At 67.5% G+C, this 16108-nt stretch carries 13 protein-coding genes; all 13 read left to right on the forward strand.

What is annotated here, in order from left to right; translation table 11 throughout:
- Positions 1-20: 20 nt before the first annotated feature.
- The 13 genes from Q368_RS0104665 to ftsZ all read left to right on the forward strand — a co-directional run bounded on the left by Q368_RS0104665 (position 21) and on the right by ftsZ (position 15997).
- The gene (locus Q368_RS0104665; protein WP_029457709.1) at positions 21-443 is read left to right on the forward strand and encodes an FtsB/FtsL family cell division protein; all 423 of its coding nucleotides are present in this window, start codon (positions 21-23) and stop codon (positions 441-443) included.
- A gap of 17 nt (positions 444-460) precedes the next feature.
- Positions 461-2515, forward strand: a complete 2055-nt coding sequence (locus Q368_RS0104670; protein WP_029457710.1) for a penicillin-binding transpeptidase domain-containing protein — start codon at positions 461-463, stop codon at positions 2513-2515.
- Positions 2516-2528: 13 nt separating this feature from the next.
- Positions 2529-3992 carry a UDP-N-acetylmuramoyl-L-alanyl-D-glutamate--2,6-diaminopimelate ligase gene (locus Q368_RS0104675; RefSeq protein WP_029457711.1) on the forward strand — a complete coding sequence of 488 codons (1464 nt, stop codon included), beginning with the start codon at positions 2529-2531 and terminating at the stop codon, positions 3990-3992.
- Positions 3989-5395, forward strand: coding sequence for a UDP-N-acetylmuramoyl-tripeptide--D-alanyl-D-alanine ligase (locus Q368_RS0104680; protein WP_245611282.1), 1407 nt, complete (start codon positions 3989-3991; stop codon positions 5393-5395). Before Q368_RS0104675 ends, Q368_RS0104680 begins: the two co-directional genes overlap by 4 nt.
- Positions 5392-6468, forward strand: coding sequence for a phospho-N-acetylmuramoyl-pentapeptide-transferase (gene mraY, locus Q368_RS0104685; protein ID WP_029457713.1), 1077 nt, complete (start codon positions 5392-5394; stop codon positions 6466-6468). Before Q368_RS0104680 ends, mraY begins: the two co-directional genes overlap by 4 nt.
- 13 nt (positions 6469-6481) lie before the next feature.
- On the forward strand, positions 6482-7804 hold the full coding sequence (gene murD, locus Q368_RS0104690) for a UDP-N-acetylmuramoyl-L-alanine--D-glutamate ligase (RefSeq protein ID WP_029457714.1): 1323 nt from the start codon (positions 6482-6484) through the stop codon (positions 7802-7804).
- Positions 7801-8928, forward strand: a complete 1128-nt coding sequence (gene ftsW / locus Q368_RS0104695; RefSeq protein ID WP_029457715.1) for a putative lipid II flippase FtsW — start codon at positions 7801-7803, stop codon at positions 8926-8928. The genes murD and ftsW overlap by 4 nt, the downstream gene beginning before the upstream one ends.
- Entirely contained in the window at positions 8925-10034 is a 1110-nt protein-coding gene (gene murG, locus Q368_RS0104700) for an undecaprenyldiphospho-muramoylpentapeptide beta-N-acetylglucosaminyltransferase (RefSeq protein WP_029457716.1), read from the forward strand. The genes ftsW and murG overlap by 4 nt, the downstream gene beginning before the upstream one ends.
- A 35-nt stretch (positions 10035-10069) precedes the next feature.
- The gene (gene murC / locus Q368_RS0104705) at positions 10070-11443 is read left to right on the forward strand and encodes a UDP-N-acetylmuramate--L-alanine ligase (protein WP_029457717.1); all 1374 of its coding nucleotides are present in this window, start codon (positions 10070-10072) and stop codon (positions 11441-11443) included.
- Positions 11430-12320, forward strand: coding sequence for a UDP-N-acetylmuramate dehydrogenase (murB, locus tag Q368_RS0104710; protein ID WP_029458098.1), 891 nt, complete (start codon positions 11430-11432; stop codon positions 12318-12320). The genes murC and murB overlap by 14 nt, the downstream gene beginning before the upstream one ends.
- The gene (locus tag Q368_RS0104715) at positions 12317-13261 is read left to right on the forward strand and encodes a cell division protein FtsQ/DivIB (protein WP_029457718.1); all 945 of its coding nucleotides are present in this window, start codon (positions 12317-12319) and stop codon (positions 13259-13261) included. Before murB ends, Q368_RS0104715 begins: the two co-directional genes overlap by 4 nt.
- 145 nt (positions 13262-13406) lie before the next feature.
- A complete protein-coding gene (gene ftsA, locus Q368_RS0104720; RefSeq protein WP_009109895.1) occupies positions 13407-14633 on the forward strand; it encodes a cell division protein FtsA in 1227 nt (408 codons plus the stop codon).
- A 62-nt stretch (positions 14634-14695) separates the two neighbouring features.
- Complete coding sequence (gene ftsZ, locus Q368_RS0104725) at positions 14696-15997, forward strand: cell division protein FtsZ (RefSeq protein ID WP_029457719.1); 1302 nt, start codon at positions 14696-14698, stop codon at positions 15995-15997.
- Positions 15998-16108: the final 111 nt, after the last annotated feature.

A 16108-nucleotide genomic window follows, 5' to 3' on the forward strand; every position in this document is an offset into this window, starting at 1 on the left:
CTGGAGACCGAGGAGGGGAGATGGGCACGCTTTCGCGGGAATGGGCGATATCCATGGCGTTTAGCCTGGTCTTGCTGCTGGTCTTCGGCCTGGGGCTCGTCTGGCTCAACATCGAGCGGGTCGATCTGGCGTACGAGCTCAACAAGATGCAGCGGCAGATCGACGAGGTCGAAGCCCTGGCCGCCAAGCTCGAAGTGGAGCGCAACACGCTCATCACGCCCTCGCGCCTGCGCGAGGTGGCGCGGGATTACGGCCTGGGGCCGGCGCGGCCGGGACAGATCCGCCGCGTGGGGCCGGACGGCGCGGTGGAGGCATCGCCGCTCGTGGCCATTTCGGACGATTCCCGGCCGAAGGGCCAGGCCAAGGCGTCGCCGGATGCGCCGCCTGCCGCGAAAACGAAGCCCAGGGAGAAGTCCCGGGCCAAAGCCGTCGGGACGCCGTAAGGGACGCGGGAGCAGGCATGCGCGCTTCGAAGGTCGATCGCCAGCAACAGACCGTCCGGGATTGGAGCCGGGTCAAGCTCACGTGCGTGGGTGTTTTTTTCTGTCTGGCCTGGCTCGGGCTGTGGACCCGGGCGGGCTATCTCCAGATCGTGGCCGGCCCGGAGCTGGCGGAAAAGGCCATTCGGCAGCATCTGGCCTCGGAGGTGGACAAGGGGGCCAGGGGCGAGATCTACGACCGGGGCGGCAGGCTGCTCGCCAAAAGCGTCGAGGTCGAGGCCCTGTTCGTGCGGCCCAAGGAAATCGAGGAACCGGAAAAGACCGCCGCCTTCCTGTCAAAAGTGCTGCACATGAAGGAACAGCGGGTGCTCAAGAAGCTGCAAAGCTCTTCCTCCATGGTCTACGTTTCCTGGCGCGTGGGCGACCGTACCGCCGCCCGCATCCGCGAAGCGAAACTGCCCGGTGTGTATTTCACCAAGGAATTCGCCAGGTTTTATCCCAACGGCCATCTCGCCAGCCAGCTCATGGGCTTCGTCGGCGTCGGCGACGTGGGCCTGGAAGGCATGGAAAAGGCCTTCGACGAGCGCCTCACCGGCCGCCAGGCCAAATACGTGGTGCAGCGCGACGCCTCGGGCCGCCGCTTCTTTTTCGATTCCCAGGGACGCGAGCTCAACGATGTCAACGGCAAGGGCGTGCGCCTGACCATCGACTCCCAGATCCAGTTTTTCGCCGAGGAGGAGCTGGAAAAGGCCGTCACCGCCAACAACGCCAAGGCCGGCACGGCCATCGTGGTCCACGTGCCCACGGGCGAGATCCTGGCCATGGCCAACTACCCCTTCTTCAACCCCAACGTAGGGCGCGGCATCAGCCCGCGCATCGCCCGCAACCACGCCGCCCTGGACGTGTTCGAGCCCGGCTCCACCATGAAGCCCCTGCTCGTGGCCGCGGCGCTCCAGGAGCGCGTGGTCAAGCCCACCTCGACGTTCAATTGCGAAAACGGCAAGTTCTCCTTCGCCAGCCGCGTCATCAAGGACACGCACTCCTACGGCGTGCTGCCCGTCAGCATGATCGTGCGCGTTTCGAGCAACATCGGCGCGGCCAAGATCGGCCTCCAGCTCGGCGCGACGCGGCTGCATTCCTATTTCGAAAAGCTCGGCTTCGGCCGCCCCACGGGCCTGCCCATCTCCGGCGAGGGCAAGGGGCTGCTGCGTCCGCTCAAGTCCTGGTCTCCCCTGGACGTGGCCACGCAATCCTTCGGCCAGGGCGTGGCCGTCACCCCGGTCCAGCTCGCCCAGGCTTTTCTCATCCTGGCCAACGACGGCGTGTACAAGCCGCTGAAGCTCGTGGCCGACCCCGACGACACCATGCCCAAGCGTGCGCCTTACCGCGTCTTCGACGTCGACGTCTGCCGCTCCGTGGAACGCATGATGCGCGACGTGGTCAACGAGGAACACGGCACCGGCAAAACGGCGCGCATCGCGGGCCTGGAGATCGGCGGCAAGACCGGCACCGCCCAGAAGGCCGCGGCCCACGGCGGGTACGGCAACAAATATCTCGGCTCCTTCGTCGCCTTCGTGCCGGCGATCACGCCGGAGTACATCGTCATGGTCATGGTTGACGAACCCGAGCCGAGCCACTACGGCGGGGTCGTCGCCGCGCCGGCGGTGCGGGAGATGACGCTGCGCACGTTGTCCTACCTCGGCCGCATGCCCGAGACGGTCCAGGCTTCCGCCGCGTCGGCGGGCCCGGCCCAGACCGCGCCGGCCGTGCCGGCAGGCCAGGCGGGCCAGGCGGCCCGCGCCGAACAGGCCAAGGGGCCCACGAGCGCCGACAAGGAGATCATGGAGATCGCCCAGTCCACGCCCACGGAGGTCAAGGCCGTCGAGGTCCACTCCGTACCCAATTTTTCCGGCATGCCCCTGCGCAAGGCCGTGGAAATCCTCATGCAAAAGGGCATCGTGCCCAAGCTCGAAGGGCAGGGGCTCATCGTCAACAAGCAGAGCCCGGCCCCGGGCGCGCCCTGGCCGGGCGAGAACAAGAACGATTTCGTGTTGTGGCTTTCCAGGCCCTCCTAAGGATGGCGCAGCAATGATGACGACAGCAGGCGACGCGGCGTTCGCCGCCCTGGTGGAAACGGTGCGGGCCGGCGGGGTTCCCGTGGCCGCGCATTCGGCCAAGGTGCTGCCGGGTGGCGTGTTCGTGGCCATGGCCGGCAACGCGGCCGACGGTGCGCGTTTCGTTCCCGACGCCGTGGCGCGCGGTGCGGCCTGGGTGGTCGGCGTGCCCGGCACGGCGCTGCCGCAAGGCGCGGCCGCGCGATTCGTTCCCGTGGACGACCCGCGCGTCGCGTTGGGAACGCTTGCCGGCGCGCGCTACGGCACCGACCGCATGGCCATGCCCGTGGCCGCCGTGACCGGCACCAACGGCAAGACCACGGTCAGCTACCTGCTTGAATGCCTGGGCGCCGCCGCCGGTAAAAAGGTCGGCGTGCTCGGCACCGTGGCCTACCGCTGGCCCGGCTTTTCCCGCGACGCGTCGCTCACCACCCCGGACTGCCTGACCATCCACGAAAACCTCGCCGCCATGGACCGCGCCGGTTGCGACCTCGCCGTCATGGAGGCCTCCTCCCACGCCCTGGACCAGGACCGCCTCGCCGGCCTTGCCTTCGCCGCCGCCGCCTTCACCAACCTGACCCAGGACCATCTGGACTACCACCGCGACATGGAGACCTATTTCGCGGCCAAGGCCAAGCTGTTCCGCGCCTACCGCGTCGATCCGGCGAGGGCCGTGCTCAACTTCGACGACCCCTTCGGCCTGCGGCTTTTGCGCGAATTTCCCCAGGCCATCGGCTATGGCCTCGGCAAGCCGCCACACGGGTTTTCCCGGCTGCTCGCCGGCGGCATCCGCGAACACGGCCGCGACGGCTTGGTGCTCGGCGCGACTTTCGGCGACGAGGCCTTCGAGGTCGCCTCGCCCATGCCCGGCCGCCATAACGCCGCCAACCTGCTGGCCGCCATGGGCCTGGCCCTGGCGCTCGGCCTGTCGGCCGAAACCTTCGCCTCCCTGGCCGATTGCCACGGCGCGCCGGGCCGCCTGGAGCGCATCCCCAACCCGGCCGGACTCACGGTGCTGGTCGATTACGCCCACACCCCGGACGCCCTGGAAAACGTGCTCTCCGCCGCAAGGGAGTTCACGCCCGGCAAGCTTTACGCCGTGTTCGGCTGCGGCGGCGACCGCGACCGCACCAAGCGGCCGCTCATGGCCGCGGCCGTGGCGCGCCACGCCGACGTGGCCGTGCTCACCTCCGACAATCCCCGCCACGAGGAACCGCTGGCCATCATGGAGGACGCCAAGCCCGGGCTCGCCGGAGCCCGCCGGGCCATCCTCGAACCGGACCGGCGGCGGGCCATCGAACTGGCCCTTGGCGCAATGCGGCCCGAGGACGTGCTGGTCATCGCCGGCAAGGGACACGAAACCTATCAGCAGATCGGCGACGTGAAGTACCCGTTTTCCGACGCCGCCGTGGTCAGGGAGCTCACCGGATGCGCATGACCCTGTCTGCTATCCTCGCGGCCACCGGGGCCGTCGGCGACGTGGGGGAGCGGGGCAATCCCGTCATCGAGGCCGTCCGCATCGACAGCCGGGCCGTGATCCCGGGCTGTCTGTTCGTCTGCGTGCCGGGCGCGCGCCTGGACGGCCACCATTTCGCCGCCGAGGCCGTGGCCAAGGGCGCGGCAGCCGTGCTGGCCGACAGGCCCCTGTCGGGCCTGCCCGAAGGCACGCCGGTGCTCCTCGTGCGCGACACCGTGGCCGCGCTCGGCAAGCTCGCCCGCGCCTGGCGCGAGAGCGTCGAGGCCAAGCTCGTGGCCGTCTCCGGCTCGGCCGGCAAGACCACGGTCAAGGAGCTTTGCGCCGCGATCCTGTCCCGGGTCGGGCCAACGGCCAAGAACTATAAAAATTACAACAACCGCATCGGCCTGCCGCTGTCCATGCTCGAGGCCGCGGCCACGGACCGCTTCTGGGTCATGGAGCTCGGCATCTCCGCTCCCGGCGAAATGGCCCCACTGGCCGCCATCGCCGAGCCGGACATCGCCGTGATCCACAACGTCGGCCCGGCCCATCTCGAGGCCCTTCGCGACGTGGCCGGCGTCGCCGCCGAGAAGACGCGGCTTTTTGGGGCGCTGCGTCCGGGCGGCGTGGCGCTCGCGTCCATGGACTATCCCGAGCTCTGGGAAGCGGCCCTGGCCGTGTACCCGCGCGTGCGGGGCATGTCCGTGAGGGGCCAGGGCGCGGGCCACGCCGCCCCGTATCGCGCCAAGTACCTGGGCGCGCTCTCCGAAGGGCGCGGCCGCTTTTTCCTCAAGCTCGGCGATCTCGAGCTCGAGGCCGTCACCCCCCTGACGGGCGGGCATTTCGCCGAGAACATCCTGGCCGCCGCCGCCGCCGCCCATATCCTGGGCGCGGGCGAAAAGCAGATCGTCTCCGGGCTCGAGACGGCCGTGATGCCCGAGCAGCGTTTCCTGTGCCGCCGCCAGGGCTGCTTCACCATCATCGACGACACCTACAACGCCAATCCGCTGTCCATGCGCCGCGCCATCGCCTCGGCCGCCGAGGCCGCAAAGGACAAACCCCTCGTCCTCGTGCTCGGCGAGATGCGCGAAATGGGCGCCCATGCCGCGGACGAACACGCGCGCCTCGGCGAGATCGCCGGGTGCAGCGGCGCGAAGGCCGTCTTTTTTCACGGCAACTACGCCGACGCCGTGGCCGAGGGCCTGACCCGTTCCGGCTTTTCCGGCCGTTTCGCCGTGGTCGACACCCCGGACGCCTTTGTCGAGGCCGCAACGCCCCTGGGCCTCGACTGCGGGGTGCTGCTTTTCAAGGGTTCGCGTTCCATGCGCATGGAGGAATACCTGGCAGCCTTCACCCAGAGCCTCCAGAAGGATGCCTCGGCATGATCTATTACCTGCTGGTGCCGCTTGCGGCGCATTTAAGCGCCCTGAACGTCTTCCGCTACATCACGTTCCGGTCGATCGCGGCGCTTCTGACCGCCCTGGTCCTTTCCATCGTCTTCGGGCCGCGGTTCATTCGCTGGCTCACGCGCCTCAAGTACGGCCAGTACATCCACGAGGATGTGGCCGCCCACCAGCGCAAGGCCGGCACCCCGACCATGGGCGGCCTGCTCATCGCCTTCTGCATCCTGGTCAGCGTGCTGCTCTGGGGCGACCTGGCCAACGAATACGTCTGGATGACCATCTTCGTGTACCTGGGATTCGGCGCGCTCGGCTACGTGGACGACCACGCCAAGGTGGTGAAGAAGCAGAACAAGGGCCTCTCCGCACGGGGCAAGCTCCTGGGGCAGCTCATCGTCTCGGGCGTGGCCGCCGCCGTGCTGCTGTCCGACCCCGAGTATTCCACGCGCCTGGCCGTGCCCTTTTTCAAGCACATCAATCCAGACCTCGGCTGGGGCTACTATCCCTTCGCCATGCTGGTCATGATCGCGGCCAGCAACGCCGTGAACCTGACCGATGGCCTGGACGGGCTCGCGATTGGCCCCATGATCGTCAACGCGGCCATGTTTTCGCTGTTCATCTATGTGGCCGGCCACGCGCAGATGGCGCGCTACCTGCAAGTCATGCCCGTTTCCGGCGTCGGCGAGGTCACGGTGTTCTGCGGGGCCATGGTCGGCGCGGGACTCGGGTTTTTGTGGTTCAACGCCTACCCGGCGCAGATTTTCATGGGCGACGTGGGTTCGCTCTCGCTTGGCGGGGCGCTCGGATTCCTCGCGCTTTTGTGCAAGCAGGAGCTGCTCCTCATCGTCGTCGGCGGCCTGTACGTGGCCGAGACCGTCTCGGTCATCCTCCAGGTCGGCTACTTCAAGATGACCGGCGGCAAGCGGATTTTCCGCATGGCCCCGCTGCACCACCATTTCGAGCTCATGGGCGTGCCGGAATCGAAGATCATCATCCGGTTCTGGATCCTCTCCATCCTGTTGGCGCTTGTCGGGCTTTCCACCCTCAAACTGCGTTAGGCGGCCGAAAGTTATGTCCGATCTCCTCCATGCCGATCAGCTGCGCGGACACCTCGCCGTGGTGGTCGGGGCCGGCGCGTCCGGTCGTGCGGCCGCGCGGCTGCTTTCCCGCCTGGGCGCGTCCGTGCGCTTTCTGGAGAAAAACGCCAAGGCCGTGGCCGACGCCTTTCGCGAGGAAGCCTCCGAAGCCGGGTATGACCTGCGCCTGGGCGCGCACGGCCCGGCCGATTTCGCGGGCGCGGACATGGTGGTGCTCTCGCCCGGCATCCGCGCCGCGGGCCTTGCCGACTGCCTGGCCGCCTGCCCCGGCGCGCAGGTGCTTTCCGAACTGGAGCTCGCCTCCTGGTTCGTTTCCGAACCCATGGTCGCGGTCACGGGCTCCAACGGCAAGACCACGACCGTGATGCTCGTCAGCCACCTGCTGGAGGCGGCGGGCAACAAAGTCTTCACCGGCGGCAACATCGGCACGCCGCTGTCCGAATACGTGCTCTCCGGCGACCCCGCCGATGTGGTCGTGCTCGAGGTGTCGAGCTTCCAGTTGCAGCTCACGCGCACCTTTCGCCCCCGCGTGGCCGTGCTGCTCAATTTCGCCCCCAACCACCTGGACTGGCACGCGGACCTCGCCGAATACCTCGAGGCCAAGCTGCGCATCTTCGCCGCCCAGCGCCCGGACGACCTCGCCATCGCCCCGGAAGAGATGCGGGACGCCCTGGCCGGCCGCGCTTTCACCAAGGCCGAGGTCGTCTGGTTTTCGGGCACGGACCGCTTCACCTGCCCGAGGCTCATTGGCGCGCACAACCGCCAGGACATGGAGGCCGCCTTCCTCGCCGCCGCGCCGTTCGGCGTCAGCGAGGAACTCGCCGGGAAGGCGTTTGCGACTTTCGTGCCCGCGCCACACCGTCTGCAGGTCATCGGCGAGAAGGGCGGGGTGCTTTTCGTGGACGATTCCAAGGCCACCACGGTCGCCGCCATGGAGGCGGCCATCCGCAGCTTCGAGCGCCCGGTGCGGCTTTTAGCCGGCGGCGTGTTCAAGGGCGGCGACCTCGCCGCGCTGACGCCGCTCGTGCGCGAGCGCGTGGCCGCTGTCGGGCTTTTCGGAGCCAACCGCGAGGTGTTCGAGGCCGCCTGGGCCGGGCAGGTGCCCCTTTTCCACGAGGCGACCCTGGAAGCGGCCATGACCCGGCTTTTCGCCGAAGCAAAGCCCGGCGATGTGGTGCTTTTGTCCCCGGCCACGGCCAGTTTCGACCTCTACGACGGCTACAAGGCCCGGGGGCGGGATTTCCAGCGGATTTTCGCCGCCTTGCCCATGAACAGGGACGCGGGGGAGCGGACATGAGCGCGGTGCGCGTGGCCACGGCCGAAAACAAGCTGCCCGGCCGTTTCGACCTCTGGCTTCTGGGCGCGGCCCTGGTCCTGGCGGGCCTTGGCCTCGTCATGGTCTTTTCCTCGAGCGGCGTCATGGCCGAGCGCTTAAACGGCAACCGCTACTTTTTCTTCCAGCGCCAGGCCCTTTTCGCCCTGGTCAGCGTCGGGCTCATGACGATTTGCGCCTACATGCCGCGCAAGGTGCTGCACGGCCCGGTCTACCTCTGGCTGTTCGCCATCATCGGCCTGCTCGTGCTCACCCTCGTGCCGCCCTTTTCCGTCAAGGCCGGCGGCGCGCGGCGCTGGATGCACCTCGGGCCGGCCACGTTGCAGCCCATGGAGCTGGCCAAGGTGGTGTTGGTCATGTACCTCGCCTATTTCTTCAGCCAGAAACAGAAGCTCGTCCGTTCCTTTTCCGTGGGATTCATCCCGCCGGTCATGGTCACGGGCTTTCTCGGGCTCATCCTGCTGCTCCAGCCCGACTTCGGCGGCGCGGTTTTTCTCGGCATGCTCTTTTTCCTCATGAGCCTCGTCGGCGGCACGCGCATCACCTACCTCGCCGTGTCCATGATGTTCGGCATCGGGGCCATGGGCCTGCTCATCGCCTCCTCGCCCTACCGCTTCAAACGCTGGTTCGCCTTTCTCGATCCCTTCAAGGACCCGCAAAACGTCGGCTACCAGCTCGTCCAGTCCTTCTACGCCTTTGGCTCGGGCGGCATCGTCGGAGCCGGTTTCGGCGCGGGCAAGCAGAAGCTGTTCTATCTGCCCGAGGCCCATAACGACTTCATCATGGCCGTGCTCGGCGAGGAGTTGGGCTTTATCGGCGTGTCGCTTGTGTTTCTGTGCATCGGCATCCTGTTGTGGCGCGCATTCAAGGTGGCGCTCGCCCAGGACGACCTGCGCGACCGTTTCACGGCCTATGGCATGGCCCTGGTGCTCGGGCTCGGCTTCGTCCTCAACCTCGCGGTGGTGCTCGGCTGCGTGCCGCCCAAGGGCGTGGCCATGCCTTTTTTGAGCTACGGCGGCTCGAATCTGCTCGCCTGCTTCCTGTGCGTGGGCATCCTCCTCAACCTTTCCCGGAGCGCCAGGACATGACACGCATCGTGTTGACCACCGGCGGCACCGGGGGCCACATTTTTCCGGCTTTGGCCGTGGCTGAGGCCCTTCGCGAGCGCCGCCCGGACGCGGATATCCTCTTCGTCGGCGGCCAGGGGCCCGAGGGGGCGCTCGCGGCCAAGGCCGGCCTGCCCTTTGTCGGCCTGCCGGCGAGCGGCGTGTTCGGCAGGGGCCTGCGCGCCCTGGCCGCGCCGTTCTGGATGGCCAAGGCGTTCGGGCTGGCCGTCAAGCTGTTCTCCCGGCAGCGCCCCGCCGTGGTGGCCGGATTCGGCGGCTACGCCGGGTTCATGCCCGTGGCCGTGGCCCGACTTATGGGCATCCCCACGGCCATCCAGGAGCAAAACAGCGTCCCTGGCGTGACCAACCGCATCCTCGGCCGCTTCGTGGACCGCGTCTTCATCACCTATCCCGACGAGGGGGGGGCGTTTGCGGCGAGAAAGACCGAGCGCCTGGGCAATCCCATCCGGGGCGGCATCGCCGCGGGCCGCGACCGTGCGCGCGAAGGGGAGGGCAGGCGTCTGCTCGTGCTCGGCGGCAGCCAGGGAGCCAGGGCGGTCAACGACGCCGTGGCCGACATCCTGCCGCGCCTGCTCGACGCCGGGATCACCGTGCGCCTCCAGGCCGGCCGGGCCGATTTCGAGCGCATGCGCGAGCGTACCGCCACGATCATGGCCACGCGGCCGGACGTGCCCGGCGCACCGCGCGTGATCCTGGAAAATTTCATCGAGGACATGGCCGAGGCCTACGCCTTCGCCGATCTCGTCCTGGCCCGGGCCGGCGCGACCACGCTCGCCGAGGCCACGGCCGCGGGCAAGCCCTGCCTGCTCATTCCCTTTCCCTTCGCCACCCACGACCACCAGTCCGTCAACGCGGCCTATCTGGCCAAGGCGGGCGCGGCCGTGGTCGTGGCGCAAAAGGACCTGCCCGGCACGGACCTGGCCGGGATGTGCATCGACCTTTTAAATGACCCGCGTCGTCTGGAAGCCATGGCCCGGGCCTCGGCCGCCGCCGCCCTGCCGGACGCCGCCGCCGCCGTGGCCGAGGCGCTGTTGCGGCTCGCCGCGTCCGGGGGAGGCGCGCAATGAACATGCGGCAAGCGACGCGAAACGGCCCCGGGGCCATGCAGAGCAAGGTGCGCAAGATCCACATGATCGGCATCGGCGGCTCGGGCATGAGCGGCATCGCCGAGGTGCTTTTGAACCTCGGCTACGAGGTCTCGGGCTCGGACATGGCCATGGGCGCGGCCGTCAAGCGCCTGGGCGGCCTCGGCGCGAACATCGCCATCGGCCACGGCCGGGAAAACCTGGGCGAGGCCGACGTCGTGGTCAAATCCACGGCCGTGACGAACGACAACCCCGAGGTCGTGGCCGCCAGGGAACGCGGCATTCCGGTCATCCCGCGCGCGGAGATGCTTGCCGAGCTCATGCGCCTGCGCACCGGCATCGCCGTGGCCGGCACCCACGGCAAGACCACCACGACGTCGCTTCTGGCCACTATTTTCACCGAGGCCGGCTTCGACCCCACGGTCATCATCGGCGGACGCCTCAACGCCTACGGGGCCAACGCGCGCCTGGGGCAGGGCGAGTACCTGCTCGCCGAGGCCGACGAATCCGACGGTTCGTTTCTGTGCCTGTCGCCCATCGCCTCCGTCGTCACCAACGTGGACGCCGACCACCTGGATCATTACGCCGACCTCGCGGCCATCGACGACGCGTTCGTGGAATTTTTAAATCGCATTCCCTTTTACGGCGTGGCAGTGGTCTGCCTGGACGATCCCGGGGTGGCGCGCATCCTGCCCCGCGTCAACCGGCCCGTCTTGCCCTACGGCTTCGGGGAAAAGGCTAGGCTTCGCGGCACGGTGCTCGAAACCGGCGACGGCAGCCGCTTCCGGGTCAGCCTCGACGGGGCCGACCTCGGCGAAATGCGCCTCAACCATCCCGGCCGCCACAACGTCCTCAACGCCCTGGGCGCGATCGGCATCTCGCTCGAGGCCGGCATTCCCGTGCCCGTCATCGCCGCGGCCCTGGCCAAATTCGGCGGCGTGGGCCGGCGCTTCGAGCGCAAGGGCGAGGCCGGCGGCGTCACGGTCATCGACGACTACGGCCACCATCCGGCCGAGATCAAGGCCACGCTGGCCGCGGCCAGGACCGTCTACCCGGACCGCAGGCTGGTGGTGGCGTTCCAGCCGCACCGTTTTTCGCGCACCAAGCTGCTTTTCGGCGATTTTTGCACCTGTTTCGCCGGGGCGGACCAGCTTCTGCTCACGGAGATCTACCCGGCCTCGGAAGCGCCGATTCCCGGCGTCAGCGGCGAGAGCCTGGCCCAGGGCATCCGCCAGGTGAGCAAGACGGAAGTGTCCTACTACCGCGATTTCGCGGCCATGGAGGAAGCCCTGCCCGGCATCCTGCGCCCGGGCGACGTGCTCATGACCCTTGGCGCGGGCAGCATCTGGCAGGTGGGCGTACACTACCTGGAGGCGCATGGTGACGCTTGAGGTCAGGCCCGGACCGCTTTTCGCGGACCGGACCACCTTGCGCCTGGGCGGACGCGCCCTGGCGGAAATCGTTTTCACGCGGCCCGAAGAGGCTGCGGGGCTGGAAGACAGGCTCACGGGCCTTGGCGGCGCGCCGTTCGTCCTTGGCGGCGGCAGCAACGTCCTGGCCGGGGACGGCGAACTGCCGTTCGTGGTCGTAAGCCCCCGCATCACGGGGGAGCCGGTGATCTTGCACGAACGCCCGCAGGGGAAAATCCGCGTGCGGGTCGGCGCCGGGGTCAAACTGCAACGCCTGGTCGCCTGGCTCGCCACACAGGGGCTTTCCGGCCTTGGCGGGCTCATCGGCGTGCCTGGGTCCGTGGGCGGGGCCGTGGCCGGCAATGCCGGCTCCTACGGCGACGCCATGGGCGACGTGCTGGCCCGGGTGCAGGTCTGGTCGCCCGGGACGGGGCTCGCCTGGGTTGCGCGCGAGGGGTTTGCGGCGGCCTACCGCCGCTTCACCGTGACGGGCGTCGCAGGGTTTTTCGTGGTGCTTGCGGCGGAGATCGACTGCGAGGTGGAGGAGCCCGTCGCCATACGGGGGGCGATGGTGGCCAACCTCAAACAGAAACGGGCCAGCCAGCCCATCACCGCGGCCACGGCCGGGAGTTTGTTCAAGAACCCGCCGGGCGAGGCGGCCTGGCGGTTGCTCGAGGCTGCGGGATTTCGGGGAAAACGGTTCGGCGGCATGGGGCTTTCCGAAAAACACGCAAACTTTTTGGTGAATTATGGCGGAGGGACGTGCAGCGAGGCGTTTGCGCTCATCGATGCGGCAAGGGAGGCCGTGCGGGAGCGAAGCGGCCATGAACTGGAACTGGAAGTGAGGGTGGCGCCATGAATGTCAGGGTAGGAACGCTTTCCGGGCTCGGAATGGGAGGCGCGGCCAAGAAACGCCGCAACGGGTACGCGGGCTCTCCGCCGCGCGTGACCGTCAAGAGCCGGGTGGTCAAATCCAAGGGCAACCGCAACCGCAATTCCCGCAGCTGCGGCTACTCCGTGCACATGCCTACGGTGAGCCTCGGCGGCATGGGCAAGCTTTTCACCCGTGCCGTGTCCATGGCCTTCATGGGCGCCATTTTATTGGCCGTGAGCGTGGCGCTTCTGGCCGGATACCGCTGGTTGACCACGGTCAATTACTTCGCCCTGCAAAACGCCACGATCACGGGGTGCTCCCGGCTGTCCGAGGAACATATCCGCCAGGTGGCGGGACTGGCCCCGGGTGTCAACGTACTATCGCTTTCCATGGACCGGATGCGGGCCGATTTGGCCCGCGAACCCTGGGTCGACACGGTGACGGTCAAACGGGTGCTTCCCGGCTCCGTCGTCGTGGAAGTGAAGGAAAAGGCCCCTTCCTATCTTGTGCAGTATCAGGGAACCCTCTATTACGCCGACGAGGTTGGGCGCATCATCGACAAGGTCGAGCCGGGGCAGTTCGTTTCCCTGCCCCAGATCGAGGTCGAGGCCGGCATGGAAAAGCACCTGGCCCTGCTGGCCGATCTGCGCCGGGCCGTGGCCGAGCACCAGGTTCCCTTCGATTTCGGGCAGATCGCGTGGTTGCGCCTCAGTTGGGGCCGGGGCCTGGAAATCCGCCTCATGGATCCGGGCATCCTTTTGTGTCTGGGCTCCAAGGAATGGCGCCGCAACCTCTCGCGCATGAATCTTGTCTGGACGGACTTGCGCCGGCGGGGTGAACTGGACAAAGTCGGTCTCATCACCGCCGAAGGCGACAAGGTCTGGGTGGAAAAGCGCGGCAATTCGGGGGAACTGTCGCAAGGCTAGGGGAAGGGCGCAACGGCGACGGCGTTTATGGGGGGCCTTTCGCTCCGGGGGGGGCGAAATAGGCAATGAAATCGTCGCGTGTTTGACGTAGAACCGTGCGCGGGCGGCACCGACGCCGCGAGTGGAAACGTTCAGGGAGCGGTTTATGGCCAGGTCGGAACTTATCGTCGGACTCGATATCGGCACCACCAAGATTTGCGTGGTCGTCGGCGAACTCTCGCCCGAGGGCGTGGACGTGGTGGGCATCGGCACCAGCCCCTCCACGGGCCTGCGCAAGGGCGTGGTCGTCAATATCGAGCAGACCGTGCAATCCATCAAGAAGGCCCTGGAAGAGGCCGAGCTCATGGCCGGGTGCGAAATCCGCTCGGTCTACGCCGGCATCGCGGGCAGCCACATCAAGGGCTTCAACAGCCACGGGGTCATCGCCGTCAAGGGCGGCGAGGTCGGCCCCCGGGACATCGAGCGGGTCATCGACGCGGCCAAGGCCGTGGCCATTCCGCTCGACCGGGAAGTCATCCATATTTTGCCCCAGGAATTCATCGTCGACGACCAGCGCGGCATCGCCGACCCGCTCGGCATGGCCGGCGTGCGTCTGGAAGTGCGGGTGCACATCGTCACCGGCGCGGTCACCAGCGCCCAGAACATCATCCGCTCCTGCCACCGGGCCGGGCTCGACGTCTCCGACATCGTGCTCGAATCCCTGGCCTCCTCCAAGGCCGTGCTCACGGGCGAGGAGCGGGAGATCGGCGTGGCGCTCGTGGACCTCGGCGGCGGCACCACGGACCTGGCCATTTTCGCCAATGATTCCATCAAGCACACCGCGGTGCTCGCCCTTGGCGGCACCAACCTGACCAACGATATCGCCTTCGGGTTGCGCACGCCCATGGCTTCGGCGGAAAAGATCAAGATCAAGTATGGTTGCGCCCTGGCCGAGATGGTGCCAAAAGACGAGGTCATCGAGGTCATGAGCGTCGGGGGGAGGGAGCCCCGCCGACTCTCGCGACAGGTGTTGGCCGAAATCTGCGAGCCTCGCGTGGAAGAGATGCTGGCGCTGGTCGACCAGGAGCTCATCCGCTCGGGCATGAAGAACCAGATCGGCGCGGGCGTCGTCCTCACGGGCGGCACGGCGCTGATCGAAGGCATCCAGGAACTGGGAGAACAGATTTTCAACCTGCCCACGCGCATAGGCTACCCGGACAAGGTCGGGGGCCTCAAGGACGTGGTCAACAGCCCCATGTACGCCACCGCCGTGGGGCTGCTCATGTTCGGCGCGGAAAAGGAAGGCGTGGAGCAGCGCTTCCGCATCCGCGACGAAAATGTGTTCAACCGCATTCTGGGGAGGATGCGGAAATGGTTCGTGGACGTGAAGTAGGTCCGCGAGAGGCCGCTTTTTCGGGGGATTTTCAGGGAGATCCGCTAGGGGGAGACAAGAAGATGGAATATTTGGAACTCGACCAGGGCTCCAACGCCCGCATCAAGGTCGTCGGCTGCGGCGGCGGCGGTGGAAACGCCGTCGAGAACATGATCTGCTCGGCCATGTCCGGCGTGACCTTCATTACGGCCAACACCGATATTCAGGCCTTGCAGAAGTCCCAGGCCGAATACCGCATCCAGCTCGGCGAAAAGCTCACCAAGGGCCTCGGCGCGGGAGCCAATCCCGACGTCGGCCGCGACGCCGCCCTGGAGAGCATCGACGCCATCCGCGCCGCCATCGGCGATTGCGACATGGTCTTCGTCACCGCCGGCATGGGCGGCGGCACCGGCACCGGCGCGGCCCCCGTGGTCGCCCAGGTGGCCAAGGAAGCCGGCGCGCTCACCGTGGCCGTGGTCACCAAGCCGTTCTATTTCGAGGGCAAGAAACGCCTGCTCTCGGCCGAAAAGGGCGTGCAGGCCCTTCGGGACGTGGTGGACTCCATCATCACCATCCCCAACGACCGCCTGCTGTCGCTTGCCTCCAAGAAGGCCACCTTCATGGAGATGCTCAAGAAGGCCGACGAGATCCTTTACTACGCCGTCAAGGGCATTTCCGACCTCATCATGGTCCCGGGCCTGATCAACCTGGACTTCGCCGACGTCAAGGCGGTGATGAGCGAGATGGGCCTTGCCATGATGGGCTTCGGTACCGCGCGCGGCGAATCCCGCGCCCGCGAGGCGGCGCTCAAGGCCATCACCAGCCCGCTGCTCGAGGACGTCACCATCGACGGCGCGCGCGGCGTGCTCATGAACATCACCTGCGGCCCGGACCTCACCATCGAAGAGGTGGACGAAGCCGCCTCCACCATCACCGAAGCCGTGCACGAGGACGCCAAGGTCTTCTTCGGCACCGTCTTCGACCCCGACGCCACGGACGAGATGCGCATCACCGTCATCGCCACGGGCATCGAGTCGGCCATGCAGCGCGATGCCGCGCCCGCGCAGAAACGCGAGGAACAGCAAAAGCCCGTCGAAGTCATCACGAGTCTCAACCGCCAGAAGCCGGCCACCCCGCCCATGGGCGGCGGCGGAGGCGGCGGCGGGGGCGGCATGCAGAGCCCGCGCAGCATGCGCGTGCTCTCCAGCCAGCAGGCCAACGACTACAACATCCCGGCCTACCTGCGCAAAGGCGGCAAGAAGGGCAACCCCGAGGCCGCCCTGTCCCAGAACCCGATCAAGGCGCAGCCCGCCGGAGAGGAAGAGTTCCTCTTCGACGAGGAGGAATTCGAAATTCCCTCTTTCATCCGCATGCAGGCGGATTAGCGGTGTGCCCCTTAAAAGATACGGCAGTATTTTTTAACAAAAGGAATCGGCGCGCGACGGCTGCGCGGGGGCATTCCCCCTGCGTCCCTGACCCGTCGGGGGGCCGCGAGG

The organism is Solidesulfovibrio alcoholivorans DSM 5433 (assembly GCF_000702665.1).
Classification (GTDB): domain Bacteria; phylum Desulfobacterota; class Desulfovibrionia; order Desulfovibrionales; family Desulfovibrionaceae; genus Solidesulfovibrio; species Solidesulfovibrio alcoholivorans.